The following is a 17796-nucleotide window of genomic DNA, read 5'->3' on the forward strand; positions in this document are numbered from 1 at the left end:
AACTTGAAGCGTTACCCGTTAAAATACCCGTTTTATGTGCGAATTGAAAGAATATGAATCGAACTATAACGAACTAACTTATTTTTATAATTTAATATGATATAGAAGTTTTCGAACTATAACGAACTATATAAGATCGAAATTGTCATAATTGTTAAGAATGACGATTTTCATAAAAAAGCTTCTTCAATAATGTTAAACATATAAAAACTGCGCTATTTTGCTGTGGCCTCAAACCGCAGTCCAAAATAAAGCAAAAAATTCGATGTTGATATTATGCGTCAAGATGCCAAGAAAGTATTGCTTGTTGCCAATTATTTTTATTTTAAAGAAATAAATAGGGCTGTTACATTGAGTGAATAAATGAATCAATTAGGTATTTATTGTAAGAGATAAAAACCTAAAATGATGATTTTAATCACCATTAAGAATGTTTAATTTACATTGCAATAAATTGCAATATTGTTGGACTTGGTGCTTTGCAAAAATCCGTTACAGTGAACTCGTCCGTATAAATCTCTCAAGATCAATCTAGGAGTGAGTGAACATGGCACATAAGAAAAAGCAACATCAGCAGAAGCTGCAGCAAAAAGATCAAGAGCAAAATAAAAATGATCAACAGCAGCAGCAACAACAACCGCAAAAAGCGCGTAAAAAAGCGAAATAACCTCTAAACCCAATACCAATAAAACCCTCAGTTTGAGGGTTTTATTGTTTGGAGTAGATATGCCAAAACTGCTTGTAGTGAGTGTGTTAAGTGTCTTAATTTCAGCGTGTCAACCACCGCCTGCCACAGAATCTGTAGGTTGGCAAAGCCCTTATTGGTATTGGCAATTGCAACGCCAGCAATTAAAAGCGTCACTTATCGTGCCGGTAGAAGGGGTGCAAGTACGCCAAATTAGCGATACATGGGGCGCAGCACGAAGTGCTGGACGGCAGCATCAAGGAGTAGATATTTTTGCTAAACGCGGTACGCCAGTACTCAGCACAACTCAAGGCATTGTACGTGAAGTAGGCACTAATAATTTGGGAGGTAAGGTGGTATGGGTGACAGGACCTGCGTTGAGTTCGCATTATTATGCGCATTTAGATGATTATGCGGAAGATATTCAGGCAGGGGATTGGGTTGAAATTGGCACATTACTTGGCTATGTGGGCAACAGTGGCAATGCAAAAAATACACCGCCACATTTACATTATGGAATTTACTTAAAAGGACAAGGTGTAGTCAATCCTTATCCTTACTTAAATGATGAAGCACCTTGAGTAAGCGCTTGTTGCTGCTGACGATGCGCACGTTTTAAAGAGACTAAAAAGTAGATTAAGCCCGCCAATAAGACTAAGGCTGCTAAAATAAATTGTTGATTATAAGAAACCTGTAGACTTTGCAAGGCACTAAAGCTTAAACCACCAATCAGTTGTATTGTCGCAAAAGTAATTGTGGCCAGACCCCAGAGTTTTTTATAGGCCAAACCATACACTTGTAAAATTGTATAAGACGTTAAAAACACCACAGCAGGATTGAGTAAACCAGTTAAAAACGAAGATAAAAAGGTTAAGAAGGGAATTTGACTAAAAATAGCAAATAAAATCGCCGCAATATAACAACTGTATAAAATTTTTAAGGCTTTAAAATTACCAAATTGTAAAGCCAACATATATGCAGTGACAGCCCCTAAGGCACTGCCTAAACCGTATAAAATCCAATTAAAATTTATCCAAAACAAAGACAAGCCTAGACTTTGAGTTAAATAATCAATCCAAAACAAGGAATGTGGAATATAGGCAAAGGCACTACAGCCATACACCAAAATTAAACTTTTATATAAGCCATCAGCAGGCGTGTTGGGCGCAACAGTTTGGGTGTTGTGATCTAACTGCGCTTTAAAGGGATAAATAATCGCGGCAATAAGCACGCTAAAACTTAATGCAAAGCCAAATAAAATTAGCCATGCGGTGGTAATACTCAAACGATCTAAGTAGGGTAAAAATAAGGTGGCAGCCAGCACCCCAATACCGACACCACTAAAGCCAATAAAATTAATTTGTAGGCGTTTTGCCGCATCACAGCACTGTGCCACTATAGTAGGTGCTAAAATCATCATTAAGCCACCGCAAATGCCAGAAACAATCCGCCAAGCGATATACCAAAACTCATCGAAGCCTGAAAAAGCACAGCAGAGCAGGCTGATGCTGCCCATCAAACCCGCAGTACTTAAATAGTGCAACATTTTGACATTTTGCGCCAAACGCATCGCCCAAAAAGCCCCCATTAAATAACCAAGTAAATTGGCACTACCCAATAGGCTGGCAAATTGGCTTGTCCATTCAAAGGCCAATCGGGTGCTTGGTAAAAGCGCAGTATACGAAAAACGTAAAATCCCGACGGCAAGCGCGGTGCTTAACATTAAAAACACACTTAAACGTTGAGTTGTAGAGAACATCCTGTTCCTTAATTTTTTATTATTTGGTTAAATTTAAGCGCATTTACTAGAATTTGCCTAGTCTTGTCAGACAGTAGGTCAAGCTTGATCTGCTTGATGTACCGATACTGCATCGCCAATAGTGTAAAAATGGCCACCTGCCACATGATGTAAACTCTTAAAGCTTGGGTCTGCATCTTGATAATGCCAGTGGCCATCCCAAAAAACTCGATCATCGGCATAGGCAGCCACCACCCGACCAATAAATAAATCATGCTCAGCTTGGTGATGTGGTTCAGGAATTAACTCACACAACAACCATGCGCTACAGCCTTGAACTACAGGTAGATGCTCATGGCCCTTAAAATGAAATAACTCCACCCCACATTGACGTAATTTTTCTGGTGCGTCACGTTGACTCATCATACCCAGTGCATAAACCAAATCTAGTTGCTTCACGGTGGGGACTTGTAAGGCAAAAAATCCTGAATTTTCGATAATTTCACGGGTTTTGGTGCTTTTATCCAGTACAACGCTGACCTTAGCTGGGCTAAACTCTAAAGCACAGGCCCAAGCCGCACTCATCACGCCTGTGGTGTATTGGTCTTGACTAGAAACCAACACAGTTGGGCCATGATTAAGCAAACGATAAGCCTTTTCTAAAGGAACAGCTTGTAAATGATGAAGCATGATATTGACTCATTTAAAAGTAATTTTTCTGAGCCTAACAAGAAAAACCGCTAAAATATAGCATCATCAATTAGGAAGCATAATATGCAGATGTATCAAGTAGATGCGTTCACAACAAAATTGTTTAAAGGTAACCCTGCTGCGGTGATTGTGCGCGATGAGTGGCTGGATGATGCATTAATGCAACAGATTGCGCTAGAAAACAATTTATCAGAAACAGCGTTTGTGAAACAGATTGATGCAACAAATTTTGAGATTCGTTGGTTTACGCCAACCACTGAAGTCGATTTTTGCGGCCATGCCACTTTAGCCAGCAGCTTTGTCTTATTTAAAGATTTTACTGAACAAAAAACCATTTATTTTCATGTTAAAAATTTGGGCATCTTTATTGTTCATCAACATCTAGATGGCAAAATGAGCATGAATTTTCCAGTACGCCGTGCTGAGTTGGTGACAGATGTGCCTGAAGTGCTACGCCAAGCTTTAACCAAACCCTTTAAAGCGGTGTATTTAAACCAGCAGGCGTACATTGTCATCTACGAATCGGTACAAGATGTATGTGATGAACGCCCAAATATGGAACTGCTCAAAACGCTTGGCAAAATCCGTACTGCGATTACCGCAGATGCGAGCCAACTGGATGTTGCCATTAGCAGTTTTGATCAGCAATATGACTGTGTATCACGTTATTTTGCACCCGCCAATGGTATTCCTGAAGACCCAGTCACAGGTTCGATTCATACAGGTATTATTCCAATCTGGGCAGAAAAATTAGCCAAAACCGAACTGATCGCTTATCAGGCTTCAAGCCGTGGCGGGACGTTGTATTGCAAAATGTTAGAACATGATCGCATTGAAATTTCAGGTTATGCGCGTCTTTTTATGCAAGCCAAGCTTGAAGTTGAATAGCCCATTAAAAAAGCCCCATACGGGGCTTTTTTAGTTAATCATGTGGTTTATGTTCATGTTTATGCGCATGATGTTCTTCGGTGCGACGGAAACGTAAGTAATTTTCAAATTGGTCGCAATATTCGTCATAGTTATCTTCTAGCATCAATTGGAATTGTTGCAATAAATATGACATCACTTGTTCTTTAGCGGCGCGCATTTCTTCGCCATCTTTAAAGTTGTTGGCAGCCACCCAAGTATTAAAGCGTGATGCAGCAAACAGCATTGCAGAGCTGACTTGACCACGGAGGTCATGCGGTTTAACAGTTGAGCCTTTTTCAATATGGCAAAATTCGTTGGCTTGTTTAATAAACGCATCAGCCCGTTCAAAAAAAGCCGCATTTAACGCTTCTTCTTCGGTTACATCGGTTGCTTCAATCTTTTGAACCATGAACTGTTCCTAAACATCAATATCTAAAGCGCCATTATAGGCAAAGCCTTGCAGAAACTAAACCTTTGCCTTAATCTAAAAATAGCCTAAGTATTTTAAAAAGAGGGATACGATGAAGGACAATGCAATTGCTATACAAAGTTTAAAAAACGACATTGCGCTATTACGTCAACACATTTGGCCACCGCAAGACTTGGCACATGTCGAAGGCTTGCCAATTTATTATGGGACAGCGCAAGAGGTAGAGCGCTATGCTGCACAGTGGCAAGACCTCATTAGTCGGGCACAAGATTTATTCCAACCCTTTATGGCAGAAGAAGGCGAGGTCATGGATGCTATTCATCTGCCGAGTCACTTAAATCTACCGTTATTTTATTTTCATGTGGATCGGATTCGGATTAACAAAACCCGGGCCAAAGAGTCTAAAACTTTTCGTGGGGTAGCCAGCCTCATTGAAAAATGTGGTCAGTTTGAGCAAGATCAAATTTTTGCCATGCAAGATTGGCTGGCAACCGATAGCACCGCAGCATTGGTGGCACACCGTGAATTTATTGATTTACGTACCTATGTGTTTCAGCATGGGCAAAGTGACTATACCCGCACGCGCTTTTACGTCAATGGCATTGTATTAAGTGTAGAGCCGCATTTTAAATTGGTGGATGCACGAGACAAACCACGTAAACAACGCAATGACAGTTATAGTGACCCCATTGCCGATAACGGCACATGGAAGATTTTTGCCAAAAATCGCTAAAATCATAACACTTGAGCCGAGCTCCGCATGCTAGGCTAAAGGCAATAAAACAACAACAAAGACTACATATGCCACCATGGATCGCGTTTTGCTATGCTGTTTTTTTAATGGCCACCAGCCTGTGGGTGATGCTGTTGATTTGGGTGCAACAACCCATTTCAGCAGCACTCAGTTATTTACTCATAGCGATATGGCTGATTTTTGCCAGCTTATGTTTTTACTTACGTGCGCCTCGCCAAGCGCATTTAAAATATGTACAAGCCCTATATTTCATTAGTTTTACTGTAGTGGTGGGCTATTTTTTCTTACTTAAACCGCAAAATGACCGCCAATGGCAAGCCAATGTTGAACGTATAGCCAATTATCGTTTTGTCGATGGCCAAGTCGAGATTCAAAACGTACGTAATTTTATTTGGCACAGTGATGAGCAATACACCACCCAATGGGAAACTCGGCGCTATGCTTTAGAAAATATTGAGCGTGTGGATTTAATTGTTTCACATTTTATTCAAGGTCTAGTGGCACACGCGTTTATCAGCTTTGGGTTTCAAGATGGTCAACATTTGGCATTTTCTTTAGAAGTACGCCAAGAACAACATGAAGGCTTTTCAGTCTTGGGTGGCTTTTTTCGGCAATACGAATTGGCTTTAGTGGTAGGCGATGAGAACGATGTCATTTATGCGCGCAGTAATATTCGTGATGAGGAGGTCTATATTTATCCTATACGTATGCAGCCCACTGAAATGCAGATGTTATTTTTAGAATATCTCAATCAAGCCAATCGCCTCAATCATCAGCCACGTTGGTACAATACCTTAGTCAGTAATTGCACTACGATTTTATTTGACTTGATTGAATATGCTATGGGCAACGTGCCGCGTGATTACCGTGTTTTATTACCGGGGTTATTACCTGATTATCTGTATGTTCATGGTCAATTGGATCAAAGCATCAGTCTTGACGAATGGAAAAAGCGTGCCCATGTCAATCCCAAGACTGCACACTTAACACAAGGCCCAGATCAGGCACAGCCTCTATTTTCGCAGCTGATTCGTCTGCCTTAAAGTTTTGCCTGTTGGGCAAAGCGTTTTAAGGCAAGGTCTGCCTGTGTTAAGACATGCATTTGCTGTGCCCTAATCCAACCCAACATAAACCAATAACGCGGCTCTTGTTGAAGTGCAGGCACAATTAAGGTTTCAGCCACGCTTAGATCATTAAACTCTCCTAGCACTTCTTGCAGCGGTTTTAACGCCTTTAAATACGCTTTAACCACTTTAGGTTTTAACACGCCACGTGTTAACTCTAAGCTATACCGTAATTGTTTAACCTGTTTGCGTAATTGATGCTTTTCTTCAATCGATAAATCCATAAAGACATGCTGTTGCGCCACAACTTTGTGATGTAACTTGCCAATACGTTGATTAACCTGTGTTTGCAGTGAAGTTGGTGGCTGGGCAACTTGGCTTTGACTAAAAGCAATTAAATCTAACCAAAGCAAGGTCGTGGTTGATTCACGAAACAAGTGGCTTAAGTTCACGCTTTTTGTAGGTGTCTGAGGCAATTGATCCAGCGGTGAGCCTGCTTGTTGGAGGAGTGGGATTAAGCTTTCATTTAACGCATCTTGATCGCGTGTCGTACCTAACTGTTGAAAGATTTGCCTTAATTGTTGTTGCCATGGCGCTAAGTCAGTTATGGTCCAGTGTTGGAAGGTTTTAAAGGCACTTCTTAAGCGTCGAATAGCAACCCTTACTTGATGTACATGTTCTGCATGGTAATCATTGCGGGCAATGGCACTGGCATTGGGCAATAGATGTTGTAGACAGTGATTGACCATACGACGTAGAGCTTGTTCAGTAGATTGCTTTTTCTGTAAGAGAAAATTGCTTTGATAAGTCGCTGGCTGTTGATCTGCGTCTAGCAGCGCATAACCGCGTTCTGCTTTACTTTGCGTATCTAAATATAAGCTATATTTCTGCACCCAAGGACGTATTACCTTAATGAGCTCAGTGATTGGACCGCTTTTAAGCTCAAACTCAATTTCTGAAATCTTGACCTTTTTATCTTTTGTGATCAACCAACCTTGATCTAGAGCAATTTCAATTGTGCTATTTGGCTGTTGTTGCTCGAGTATTTGCCGCTGCACCTCGGTACTGAGTTGTCGTACCAGAGATTTTTGTCTATGCAGAATTGGTTTTAATAATGCTTGTGCTTGAGGATGTTGTTGATAAAGCTTTAGATCAAGATTTTCAGGTGCTTGTTTTAAGGCAATATCAATTTCAATACGGGTGGCGGCTTGTGAACTTGGAGCTTTTAAGGTTTGCTTCCAGACTTGATTTTCCAGACGTTGCCTCAATGAGATATTGGCTTGGGCTAATTCAAGCTCGGGGGTGTCATAATAATGTGCGACTAAGCTTAAAAGAGTAGGCTTTAGCTGTAAAATGGCCTTGGTTAATGCTTTTGTTTGTGCGGTAGGAATTTGAAATTTTAGTTCTATCTCAGACATTTTAGCGGCTCTTTTTTAGTATATGTATCACTATATACAAAAATTGAGCCACTGCATGTAAGCAAAAGTGGTCTTATTTTAAAAATTTACGACTGAGTAAAAATTGCCCTGTCACCTCTAGCACGCGTTCAGCATACACTTCTTGTTTAGCCGTGAGCCAACCTAAAGCAAACCAGTCACTGGCGGCCAGTTCAGTGTCTTGTAAATATTGACTGGCTAAATGAAGTAAATGATATTCCTCAGCAGCAATGTCGGCATCATTCAACGCTTTGGCATATTTTTGCAAATTCTTCACATCATAAATTTGCGTGAGTAAGGGAAAGCTAAACTTAAGTTGCTGCAAGGCTGTAATAAGCACATCAATGGAGTTTAAGTTTTCAGGGCTTGCCTGATGTAAGGCATCAGCCAATTGTTTGTAGTGTTGCTGTAAGGTGTGCTGCGCGGTGGTTTTTAAATCAAATAAAGAGTTTGGCTCGGCATGTCCTAAACTAAAGGTCAGCAACTCTAAGAAGTGATGCACATTTTGCGTTGAGCGAACTAAGTTATTGAGCTTTTCCGTTGCATAGAGCAAGTCTTGTGCGAGACTGGCACTCGTCGTGGGACTTTGCAGCAATTGTTCTAAGGTGCTTTGCATATGTTGTAAATGCTTCAGCTGTTCAAATTGACCTTTAAATGCAGCTAATTGATGCGCCCATTTGTCAGAGATATCGGCACTCCAATCTTTAAACAATAACACGCTTAAATGTAATTGATGCAACGCTTGATGGGCTTGCTGAATATGTTCAGCATTGGCAACACCTGCTGACATAGCAGCAATATTGGGCAATAAGTGCTGCATTTGTTGGGAAATTAATTGACGTACATTACGATCGGCAGTTTCTTTTTTAGAAAATTGCAGGGCTTTACCCAGCTGAGCCGGGCTCACTTGTAGGTCGTCTGCTAACAAATTGCCAAATTCAGCTTTACTGCGTACATCGAGCCAAAGTTGATATTTTTTTACCCATTCAAAACTAAAAGTCAATAAATCTTGTACTGAGCCCGCTTTTAATTCAAATTCGACCTCATGAATGGGCATGATGCGCCCTTGAGCACGAATTTCACCAATATCTAGACTGACTTCAATGTGACTCTCGCCATAGGGCATGACGCGTAAAGTACGCTCAATATCGGTTTCAAAGATCAGTTGCAATTGATCAAGATTATCCGCTAAGGCGTCTTTCAGTAATTGTTCGGCTTCGGGCACAGCACGGTAAATACTTAAATCCAATGCTGGCGAGTGCTCTAATATGCCTAAATCATGATTATGTTCAAAACGGGCCAAATGACTGCGGCTGGCTTTAAAGGTTTGTACCCATCTGTCGCCTTCTAAACGCTGCCGAATCGCAGCGCGTGCTTGAGCTAATTTTTTATCTTGAGTGTCGTAATACTTGGCTTGAAGTTGAAGCTGTTCAGATTTTTTCGGATCTAAGGCTTTCATTAACGCAGTACGACGCCCCTCAGGAATCTGAAATTTAAGTTCGACTTCAAGCATATCAATCACTTTTATAAAAATGGATGCCTCATTGTAACCAAAAAGCAGATCAAGAACAGGTCGGCTGTGTTGCTTTTGAGCACAGCTTATCGCATGTTAGATAGCACGATATACAATAACAAAAGGATTTAAACATGAACGCTTTGCTACAAGCGCAGTTGCCCATTCAAAATTATCAGCAGTTTTATCGTTTTTATTTAAGCGAGCATCGCAATATCAGCAGCCGTCGTTTACATGTTTTAGGCAGTAGTTTAGCTTTGGTGAGTGTAACGGCAGCCATCATCCAAGCAAAGCCACGTTATATATTGTATGGTATTGCCGCAGGCTATGCCTGTGCATGGCTTGGACATTTTAAATATGAACGTAATCGTCCTGCCAGTTTTAAACAGCCTGTATACAGTTTTATCTCGGATTGGCGCATGTTGGCCGATGTGCTACGCGGCAAGATTAGTCTAAAAAATCAGAGTTTAGATAAAATTAACTGCGAATAAAGCCACCACTTCAGCCACGATCTTTTGCTTATAACAGAACAGTGCCATAATGCGGCATTGTTTAAATTTAGAGTATTTGGCACATGCGCGGTTTATATTTAATTACCAATGATGATCCAATTGAGCTATTGCTTGCTAAGTTAGAAGGCGCAATGGCAACTTATGAAGTGGCTGTATTGCAATATCGTCGCAAAAAAGTGCCAAAAGACCAGCAAGCTTATGAAATTGAGTACATGAAACATTTATGTGCCCAATACAAAGTACCCTTTGTGATTAATGATGATTTAGAAGCAGCGGTGCATTACGGTGTAGGCGTACATTTGGGTCAAGATGATGGTTCGATTGTAGAAGCAGTGGCACGTTTACCTAAAAACGTCCTTATTGGGCGTAGTTGCAATAACTCGCTAGAACTTGCCAAACAAGCTGTCGCAGATGGCGCGAATTACGTGGCATTTGGTGCGATTTTTGCCACAGACACTAAACCAGAAGCGGGCAATATTGGTCTAGACACCTTAAAACAAGCCAAAGCTGAGTTGAATGTGCCGATTTGTGCGATTGGTGGTTTAACTGTTGAAAATTCAAAAGAAGTCATTGCTGCGGGTGCTGATCTGTGTGCTGTGGTGAGTGATGTATTGGGTCGCTCGATGTCTGTGGTTGGCCAACGTGTCTATGATTGGTCAGAACTATTTGCCGACCAAGCTTAAATTTTTATTTAATTTTTATTTGAGAATACAACATGCGTTTATCTGCAAAGCAAGAACAATTATTTAAACAAGCCAGCAAACATATTCCAGGTGGGGTGAACTCACCTGTACGCGCTTTTAATGGCGTTGGTGGGACACCTGTATTTATTGAAAAAGCCCAAGGTGCTTATTTATTTGATGTCGACGGTAAACGTTATGTCGACTATGTGGGTTCTTGGGGGCCAATGATTTTAGGTCATGCCCATCCTGATATTATTCGAGCTGTACAAACGGCTGCGGTTGATGGTTTAAGCTTTGGTGCTCCAACCGTACATGAAACCACATTGGCCGATATTATCTGTGAAATCATGCCATCGATTGAATTGGTACGTATGACCAACTCAGGTACAGAAGCGACCATGACCGCGATTCGCTTAGCGCGTGGTTATACAGGGCGTGACAAAATCGTTAAATTCGAAGGCTGCTACCACGGTCATTCAGATTCATTACTGGTTAAAGCAGGTTCAGGCCTTTTAACTAAAGGTGAAGGCGAGGCGACATCAGCAGGCGTACCAGCCGATTTTGCCAAACATACTTTAACTCTGCCGTATAACGACATTGAAACTTTAAAAGAATGTTTTGCTAAATTTGGTTCTGAAATTGCCGGTGTGATTGTGGAACCTGTCGCAGGTAACATGAATTTGGTCGCACCAATTCAAGGTTTCTTACAAGCGATTCGTGAAGTGTGTGACGAGCATGGCTCGGTCTTTATTATTGATGAGGTGATGACTGGCTTCCGCGTTGGCTTAGGCGGTGCACAGGCGCATTATGGCGTAAAACCTGATCTTACCACTTTAGGTAAAATCATTGGTGCTGGCTTACCTGTGGGTGCTTTTGGTGGTAAACGCGAAGTGATGGAATGTATCGCACCACTCGGTTCTGTCTATCAAGCAGGCACATTGTCAGGTAATCCATTGGCAATGCGTGCGGGTATTGAAATGTTTAAACATTTACGTGCCGAGGGTTTTTATGAAAACTTAACGGCCAAACTGGCTAAGTTACTGGTAGGTTTACAAGCTGCTGCTGATGAAGCCGGTATTGCCTTTAAAACGCAACAAGTAGGCGGTATGTTTGGTCTGTACTTTACTGATCAAGATGACATCACCAGCTTTGATTCAATGCTGAAATGTGATGTGGCGGCATTCCGTCAATTCTTCCATGGCATGTTAGAACGCGGTGTAAACTTAGCTCCTTCAGCTTTTGAAGCAGGCTTTTTCTCAAGCGCGCATTCGGATGAAGATATTGAATTTACCATTCAAGCCGCACGTGAAACCTTTGCTGCCATGAAAGCGTCAGCTTAACTTTTTACTATTGTCAAAGGCCCGTTGTATCAACGGGCTTTTTTATACATTTTTATGCTGAGAAAGCTTATGCAAACTAAACATTATTTAACTCTCACAGATGCCGAATTTTTATTAGAACAAGCCTATCAATATGCTCAACAGCATAATTTTAATGTCAGTATTGCGGTGGTGGATGAAACGGGCAGTGTACTTGCCATGAAGCGTATGGATGGCGCATCACCTATGACGGCCAACTTATGTCTAGAAAAAGCCAAATGCTCCGCGATGAGTCGTCGTCCATCAAAATTATTTGAAGATATCATTAAAGCGGGGCAAATGGGCTTTTTAACCATGCAGAGCTTTTCAGGCATGTTAGAAGGTGGTGAGCCGATTATCTATCAAGGTCAATTGGTGGGTGCGATGGGTGTTTCTGGAGTTAAATCTTATGAAGATGCACAAATTGCCCAGCATGCAATTCAGCAGTTTTTAGGCCAACAAGGTGCTTAAGTATTGTAAGCCTGAGCGTACAAAATAAAGCGATAATTGCCTATATATCTGAGCTTAGATTTTTATTATCTTAAACCCATAGGGAACAGGAAGTTTCCAGAACCAAAAACAACAATGATAAGTTCTACAACACATGGAAAGTTAGGTACGACAGGAGTTATACCTCAAGTAACCCCATACCCACAAAAGGCCCGACAGGACGTCGGGCCTTTTTATTGGTTTAAACTAACTTGTCCAGTCATTTAAAAATCTTTTTAGCTCAAGCTTGCTATAATGGCGTTTTTGTTTGCTGAGAAAATTGATGTTGTACCCCATGCCCAAAAAAATCCAATTGCGTCCTTCTCACGCCAAATGGGCTATTGATTCGACAAAAGCGGTTTTATTGTTGGTGGGTTTACATGATTTACGTCAGCAAGACAATCAACAGCATGAGTTATTGCTAAACCTCAGGGCTTTAGTCAAAAAGGCCAAAGCTTTAGATATTCCTATAGTCGATATTTATGGTGATGATTTAACTCAAGGCATGCAACGTTTAGGTGAGTTATTGTCACACTATCCGCAGTTAATGATTGCGGGACAAATTACCCCAATGCTGAAACAAATTCTGCCGCATTTATATAGCGTGACCGAGCAAATTTGCCTGATTGAAGATGCGATTTTATTGGGCAACCAAGAACAACATATTCAAGGGTTAGATAGTTTAACTGCACAAGGTTTTCAGCATATCAATAGCTATAGCTTAAAACGCTTATGGTCATTAAGTGCGCCAAGTGAACAGATTTTGTCACCCAAAGGAATTTTATTGGCCATTGCGGAACAGCTTGACTTAGAAGCTTTAGAAATTGATCCCACACAAGATCTACGTGCTTATGGTTTAGATTCTGTGGCCATTGTGAGCTTGATTGGTTTATGGCGTGCCAATGGTGCTGAGATTGTTTATGAGGATTTTTACGAGCATAACAGCGTACAAGCATTAATGCAGTTTTTGTTAAATTCGCGTTAATGCTGCTTTTTCGCTGAAAAGCGAAAAAAAGCCCAGCAATTATGTAATTCTGCATTGTAATTATGCCTTAAGCTTTTTATCATTGCCGCCTTATTTTTGTGATCAGCTTGGATTGGAATCTTGAGTAATTTTCTAACTGAACACCTGATTCATCGTGATCGGGATTTTATGGTCATTCATAAACCCGCAGGCCTACTCACGGTTCCCGGTAAAACCGAGGATTTACAAGATTGCTTAATCAATCGCTTATTAGTCATTGAACCAAATACCTTACTGATTCACCGTTTAGATCGGGATACTTCAGGCATTTTAGTCTTTGCCTTAAATAAAATGGGGCAAAAATCCATTGCACGTCAGTTCCAAGAACGCCAAACCGAAAAAGTCTATCAAGCCTTGGTGGCAGGTACGCTACAAGGCGAAGGCATTGTGTATGTGCCAGTGATTTATGATCCAAGTCGTCCGCCACTGCATATTGCTGCGCCTGAACATGACAAACCAGCCTTAACCCATTGGCAGGCGCTAGAGCATTTTGAGATTCAAGGCCAGCCAGTCACACGCGTTAAACTTAAACCGATTACGGGTCGTTCGCATCAACTTCGTGTGCATATGCAATATTTAGGACACCCGATAGTCGGTGATACTTTATATGCCAGCCCAGAACAACAATGCTTAATGCCGCGTTTATGTTTACATGCGGCACATTTAAGTTTTATGCATCCATTTCGTGATAAACCTGTGGCATTTGATTGCCCAGTCCCGTTTTAAACACCCAAACAAATAACCTCAACAAAGCTCACTTTTTGGTGGGCTTTATGTCACAATATATTGCGATAAGATGGCGTTTTCTGCTCCAATAAAGTGTTGAGCGCCGTCATAATTTTACAGATAAAGGTGGAAAAATTGCAGCAGTTTGCTATTGGTCAACGTTGGTTGTCAGACACAGAAACAGAACTCGGTCTAGGTGTTCTTATTGATGTAGATGAGCGATCGGTCAGCATTTTATTCCCAAAGAGCGATGAAACCCGTGTCTACGCACGTAGTAATGCGCCTTTATCTCGTATTGTGTTTAATGCGGGTGATGAACTGCATGACCAAGAAGGCATCACATGGCGAGTTGAGTCGTTTGAAGATCGTGGTGGCGTATTGCGTTACAACGTGATTCGTACATTAGAAGATGGTACAGATGAACGTAAATCGTTAAACGAAACCCGTATTGGCGCGACTATTCAGCTGTCTAAACCCTTAGAGCGTCTTTTGGCCAGCCAAATTGACTATAAAGAATGGTATGACTTACGTATTGAAGCGATGCTGATGCAAGCCAATATGCAAAGCAGCCGTTTACGTGGTTTAGTCGGCTCACGTGTCGGTTTAATTCCACATCAATTGTATATTGCACACGAAGTTGGTCAGCGTTTTGCACCGCGTGTGTTACTGGCCGATGAAGTGGGTTTAGGTAAGACCATTGAAGCTGGTTTAATTATCCATCAACAACTCAAAACCGGTCGCTCTGAACGTATTTTGATTTTGGTGCCTGATTCACTGCAATATCAGTGGATGATTGAAATGCGTCGTCGTTTTAATCTTGAGTTCTCGCTGTTTGACTTAACCCGCACGGCATCGATCAAAGAACACGACCCAGAACAAAACCCGTTTTTAACTGAACAACGCATTATTGCCTCTGTCGATCTGATGATTGACCATGATGATTTGCGTGAACAAGCCTTAGAAGCAGGTTTTGACTTATTGGTGGTGGATGAAGCGCATCACTTAATGTGGAGTGAAGACGAAGGTGGTAACGACCGTTACGATCTTGTTGAAGAACTAGCACAGCAAACCGCTGGCGTTTTACTATTAACAGCAACCCCTGAACAATTGGGTGTCGAAAGTCACTTTGCCCGTTTACGCTTACTTGATCCACAGCGCTTTAGCTCGCTTGATCGCTTCTTAGATGAAGAAGAACAATATCAACATACCGCTAAAATTGCTGAAGTGTTGATGTCGGATTTGCCGCTTGAAGAGCAGCATTTAAGCGCACTTGAAGCTTTACTCGGTCATCGTATTGAAGATCAGCCTGAGCAACGTTTCCGTGCGATTCATGAATTACTCGACCGTCATGGTACAGGGCGTATTTTATTCCGTAATACGCGTGAAGCGATTCAAGGTTTCCCAGGTCGTGATTGTCAGCCTGCGCCACTGATTGCACCGGAAAACTGGTCAAAAGATGGTAAATTACGTGAACAAATGTGGCCAGAAGAAGCACAGCTTGACGGTGCTTGGATGGAACATGATCCACGCGTCATGTGGCTGATGGAAAAACTTCGTGTCGATTTAAAACACAAAAAAGTGCTTTTAATTGCCCGTAGTGGCCCTGTGGTTGAAGCTTTAGAAAACGTATTACGTTTACATGCTGGTATTCGTACAGCCATGTTCCATGAGGGCATGAGTTTATTAGAACGTGACCAAGCTGCGGCTTATTTCGCGGAAGACTCATATGGTGCACAAATTTTACTCTGTTCAGAAATTGGTTCAGAAGGGCGTAACTTCCAGTTTGCCTCTGACTTAATTTTATTTGACTTGCCTGCTAACCCAGATGTGTTAGAACAGCGTATTGGTCGTTTAGACCGTATTGGTCAAGAAAATCGTATTCAAATTCATGTGCCATACCTGATGGGGACTGCACAAGAGCGCATGTTCCGTTGGTATAACGAAGGTTTAAATATCTTTAGTAATATTTCACCAACGGCGCAAACCCTACAAGAAAACTTTATTGTGGACTTAAAAGATTGCTTATTGAGTGATCAAGGTCAGCGTTTTGAAGATTTGCTTGAGGAAGTGTCTGTACAGCGTGAAGCCTTAGAGCGTGAATTACAAGCCGGTCGTGACCGTTTGCTTGAGTACAACTCATGCCGTCCAATGGTGGCGCAAGAGATTGTGAACGCACTTGAAGACTATGATGATAACACCACCTTGCCAATGTTTATGAAGCGCTTTATGGCCTCAACCAACATTGATTTTGATGAGCAAAGTAATGGTACGGTGATCATCAAGCCAACTGATCAAATGCAAGTGCAAGGTTTAACCCTTGATGAAGAAGGCATGACCGCGACCTTCTACCGTGATCAAGCCCAAATTCGCGAAGATGCACAGTATTTAACTTTAGAGCATCCATTTACCGAAAGCGTGATGGAGATGATCAATACACAAGGCTTTGGGAGTACCAATGTTGCGATTTTAAAATCAGCGGCACTGCCACAAGGTTCTGTATTGGTCGAAGTATGGTTTAAAGTCGATGTGGTGGCACCAAAAGCCTTGAACTTGCCAGCCAGCTTACCGCAACAATTGGTACGTGTATTATTAAGTGAAAAAGGTCAGGATTTATCACAAAAGGTTGCACCTGAAGTGTTAAAGCCATACTTACATCATTTAGATAGCAACAGTTGCCGCCAAGTGGTGAAAGCCCGTCGTGATGTGATTGAAGCACGTTATGCTCAAGCTTTAGAACTAGCCAAAGCAGCTTTACCTCAATTTAAGCAACAAGCGAAAGAAGTGTATGGTGGTAAATGGCAATACGAAATTGATCGTTTAACTTACCTGAAACAATTTAACCCAAGTATTCGTGAAGATGAAATTACACGTCTACAAAAATTGCAAAAAGAAGGTTTAAGTTTACTCGATGGCCTAGGCGTAACACCTGAAGCGATTCAAGTCATGGTGGTAGTTAAACCATAACGAGCATCAAAAAAAGCAGCTTTCGAGCTGCTTTTTTTATTACCTAATAAAGCACATATTAACGAATTTTGGCTTCATCTAAATGGCGTGCGCCTTCTAAAATCATGCGTAACATAATCATGGTTTGCTCAGCCACCACTTTACGTTCTTCACTTGGCATATCAATCACTTTAGCGCCCATATTAAACACCAACTGGGTAATGGCTTTGGCCACTAAATCAGGATGCGCAATTTTACTGCGGTTAATTTTTTCTAACACAATCAGGTCTTCTTGCAGTTCTTGTTGGAAAAAATTTAACTGACGTTCTACCGCTTCTTTATAAGATTTAGAACCTGTATAACCTTCACGTAATAATAAGCTTAAGTTGCCTTCATCGGCATCGAGCTGTTCAATAAACACTTCAACTGAAGTACGGATAATACTGCTTTGTCTAGAGGCTTTTAAACGCGCTTGATGCAAAATTTGCCGTAATACAATCCCAGAACGTTCAATCAATTCAATTGCGAGTTCATCAATATCTTTAAAATGACGGTAAAAGCTATTGGGCGCAATACCTGCCTCACGTGCTACTTCACGTAAACTTAAAGCAGCAATGCTTTTGGTTGGGCCAATTAAATTGAGTGCTGCTTGGAATAATTCTTCTTTGGTAATGGTGGCTTTACGTCCTGCTGAACGCGTAATCACCGGCTGTGTAGACAGCGGTTCAGCAGTGTGCACATCGGTACTGGCATGAATCAAAGACGGGTTCATAAGAATGAGGAATATAAAGACATCTTTTGCATTATAGCGAGTTTTACTG

Annotated in this window: 17 protein-coding genes; 11 read left to right on the forward strand and 6 right to left on the reverse strand. The window is 41.4% G+C overall.

All coding sequences use genetic code 11. The annotated features are described in order from the left end of the window. Positions 1-726: 726 nt before the first annotated feature. Positions 727-1266: a M23 family metallopeptidase gene (locus AC5YCD_RS01765; protein ID WP_496128401.1), complete on the forward strand. Its 540-nt coding sequence runs from the start codon at positions 727-729 to the stop codon at positions 1264-1266. Here AC5YCD_RS01765 and AC5YCD_RS01770 read toward each other — a convergent pair. Then, positions 1242-2444: a YbfB/YjiJ family MFS transporter gene (locus AC5YCD_RS01770; protein ID WP_496128402.1), complete on the reverse strand. Its 1203-nt coding sequence runs from the start codon at positions 2442-2444 to the stop codon at positions 1242-1244. The two genes, AC5YCD_RS01765 and AC5YCD_RS01770, sit on opposite strands and share 25 nt — an antisense overlap. A gap of 78 nt (positions 2445-2522) precedes the next feature. Further along, positions 2523-3113, reverse strand: coding sequence for a flavin reductase family protein (locus AC5YCD_RS01775; protein WP_496128403.1), 591 nt, complete (start codon positions 3111-3113; stop codon positions 2523-2525). A gap of 84 nt (positions 3114-3197) precedes the next feature. Between AC5YCD_RS01775 and AC5YCD_RS01780 the strand changes: the two genes are divergently transcribed. Then, a complete protein-coding gene (locus AC5YCD_RS01780; RefSeq protein ID WP_496128404.1) occupies positions 3198-4022 on the forward strand; it encodes a PhzF family phenazine biosynthesis protein in 825 nt (274 codons plus the stop codon). Between the two features lie 34 nt (positions 4023-4056). Here AC5YCD_RS01780 and AC5YCD_RS01785 read toward each other — a convergent pair whose 3' ends face one another. Then, entirely contained in the window at positions 4057-4452 is a 396-nt protein-coding gene (locus tag AC5YCD_RS01785) for a DUF3144 domain-containing protein (RefSeq protein WP_496128405.1), read from the reverse strand. 112 nt (positions 4453-4564) lie between these two features. Here AC5YCD_RS01785 and AC5YCD_RS01790 point away from each other — a divergent pair, with 112 nt between their 5' ends. Both AC5YCD_RS01790 and AC5YCD_RS01795 read left to right on the forward strand, forming a co-directional pair. Beyond that, positions 4565-5206, forward strand: coding sequence for a hypothetical protein (locus AC5YCD_RS01790; RefSeq protein WP_496128406.1), 642 nt, complete (start codon positions 4565-4567; stop codon positions 5204-5206). Positions 5207-5313: 107 nt separating this feature from the next. After that, positions 5314-6270 (forward strand): Lnb N-terminal periplasmic domain-containing protein, encoded by a 957-nt coding sequence (locus AC5YCD_RS01795; protein ID WP_496128407.1) that lies wholly within the window; start codon positions 5314-5316, stop codon positions 6268-6270. Here AC5YCD_RS01795 and AC5YCD_RS01800 read toward each other — a convergent pair. Together AC5YCD_RS01800 and AC5YCD_RS01805 are read right to left on the reverse strand one after the other, a co-directional pair. Continuing rightward, positions 6267-7709 (reverse strand): CYTH and CHAD domain-containing protein, encoded by a 1443-nt coding sequence (locus AC5YCD_RS01800; protein ID WP_496128408.1) that lies wholly within the window; start codon positions 7707-7709, stop codon positions 6267-6269. The genes AC5YCD_RS01795 and AC5YCD_RS01800 overlap by 4 nt on opposite strands. 73 nt (positions 7710-7782) lie before the next feature. Next, on the reverse strand, positions 7783-9240 hold the full coding sequence (locus tag AC5YCD_RS01805; RefSeq protein ID WP_496128409.1) for a CYTH domain-containing protein: 1458 nt from the start codon (positions 9238-9240) through the stop codon (positions 7783-7785). Between the two features lie 134 nt (positions 9241-9374). Here AC5YCD_RS01805 and AC5YCD_RS01810 point away from each other — a divergent pair, with 134 nt between their 5' ends. From AC5YCD_RS01810 to rapA, 7 genes are all read left to right on the forward strand, one after another. Beyond that, positions 9375-9731 (forward strand): Mpo1-like protein, encoded by a 357-nt coding sequence (locus tag AC5YCD_RS01810; RefSeq protein WP_496128410.1) that lies wholly within the window; start codon positions 9375-9377, stop codon positions 9729-9731. An 83-nt stretch (positions 9732-9814) separates the two neighbouring features. Further along, positions 9815-10435, forward strand: coding sequence for a thiamine phosphate synthase (thiE, locus tag AC5YCD_RS01815; RefSeq protein WP_496128411.1), 621 nt, complete (start codon positions 9815-9817; stop codon positions 10433-10435). A 32-nt stretch (positions 10436-10467) separates the two neighbouring features. After that, a complete protein-coding gene (gene hemL / locus AC5YCD_RS01820; RefSeq protein WP_496128412.1) occupies positions 10468-11775 on the forward strand; it encodes a glutamate-1-semialdehyde 2,1-aminomutase in 1308 nt (435 codons plus the stop codon). Between the two features lie 69 nt (positions 11776-11844). Continuing rightward, entirely contained in the window at positions 11845-12264 is a 420-nt protein-coding gene (locus tag AC5YCD_RS01825) for a GlcG/HbpS family heme-binding protein (protein ID WP_496128413.1), read from the forward strand. Positions 12265-12565: 301 nt separating this feature from the next. Continuing rightward, on the forward strand, positions 12566-13267 hold the full coding sequence (locus AC5YCD_RS01830; protein ID WP_496128414.1) for a phosphopantetheine-binding protein: 702 nt from the start codon (positions 12566-12568) through the stop codon (positions 13265-13267). Between the two features lie 120 nt (positions 13268-13387). Next, a complete protein-coding gene (locus AC5YCD_RS01835; protein ID WP_496128415.1) occupies positions 13388-14032 on the forward strand; it encodes an RluA family pseudouridine synthase in 645 nt (214 codons plus the stop codon). 126 nt (positions 14033-14158) lie between these two features. Beyond that, positions 14159-16996 (forward strand): RNA polymerase-associated protein RapA, encoded by a 2838-nt coding sequence (gene rapA, locus AC5YCD_RS01840; RefSeq protein WP_496128416.1) that lies wholly within the window; start codon positions 14159-14161, stop codon positions 16994-16996. A gap of 58 nt (positions 16997-17054) precedes the next feature. Here the strand turns inward: rapA and fabR are convergent, their stop codons facing one another. After that, the gene (fabR, locus tag AC5YCD_RS01845) at positions 17055-17747 is read right to left on the reverse strand and encodes an HTH-type transcriptional repressor FabR (protein WP_496128417.1); all 693 of its coding nucleotides are present in this window, start codon (positions 17745-17747) and stop codon (positions 17055-17057) included. Between the last annotated feature and the right edge of the window lie 49 nt (positions 17748-17796).

It is taken from the genome of Acinetobacter sp. CY05, assembly GCF_059515805.1.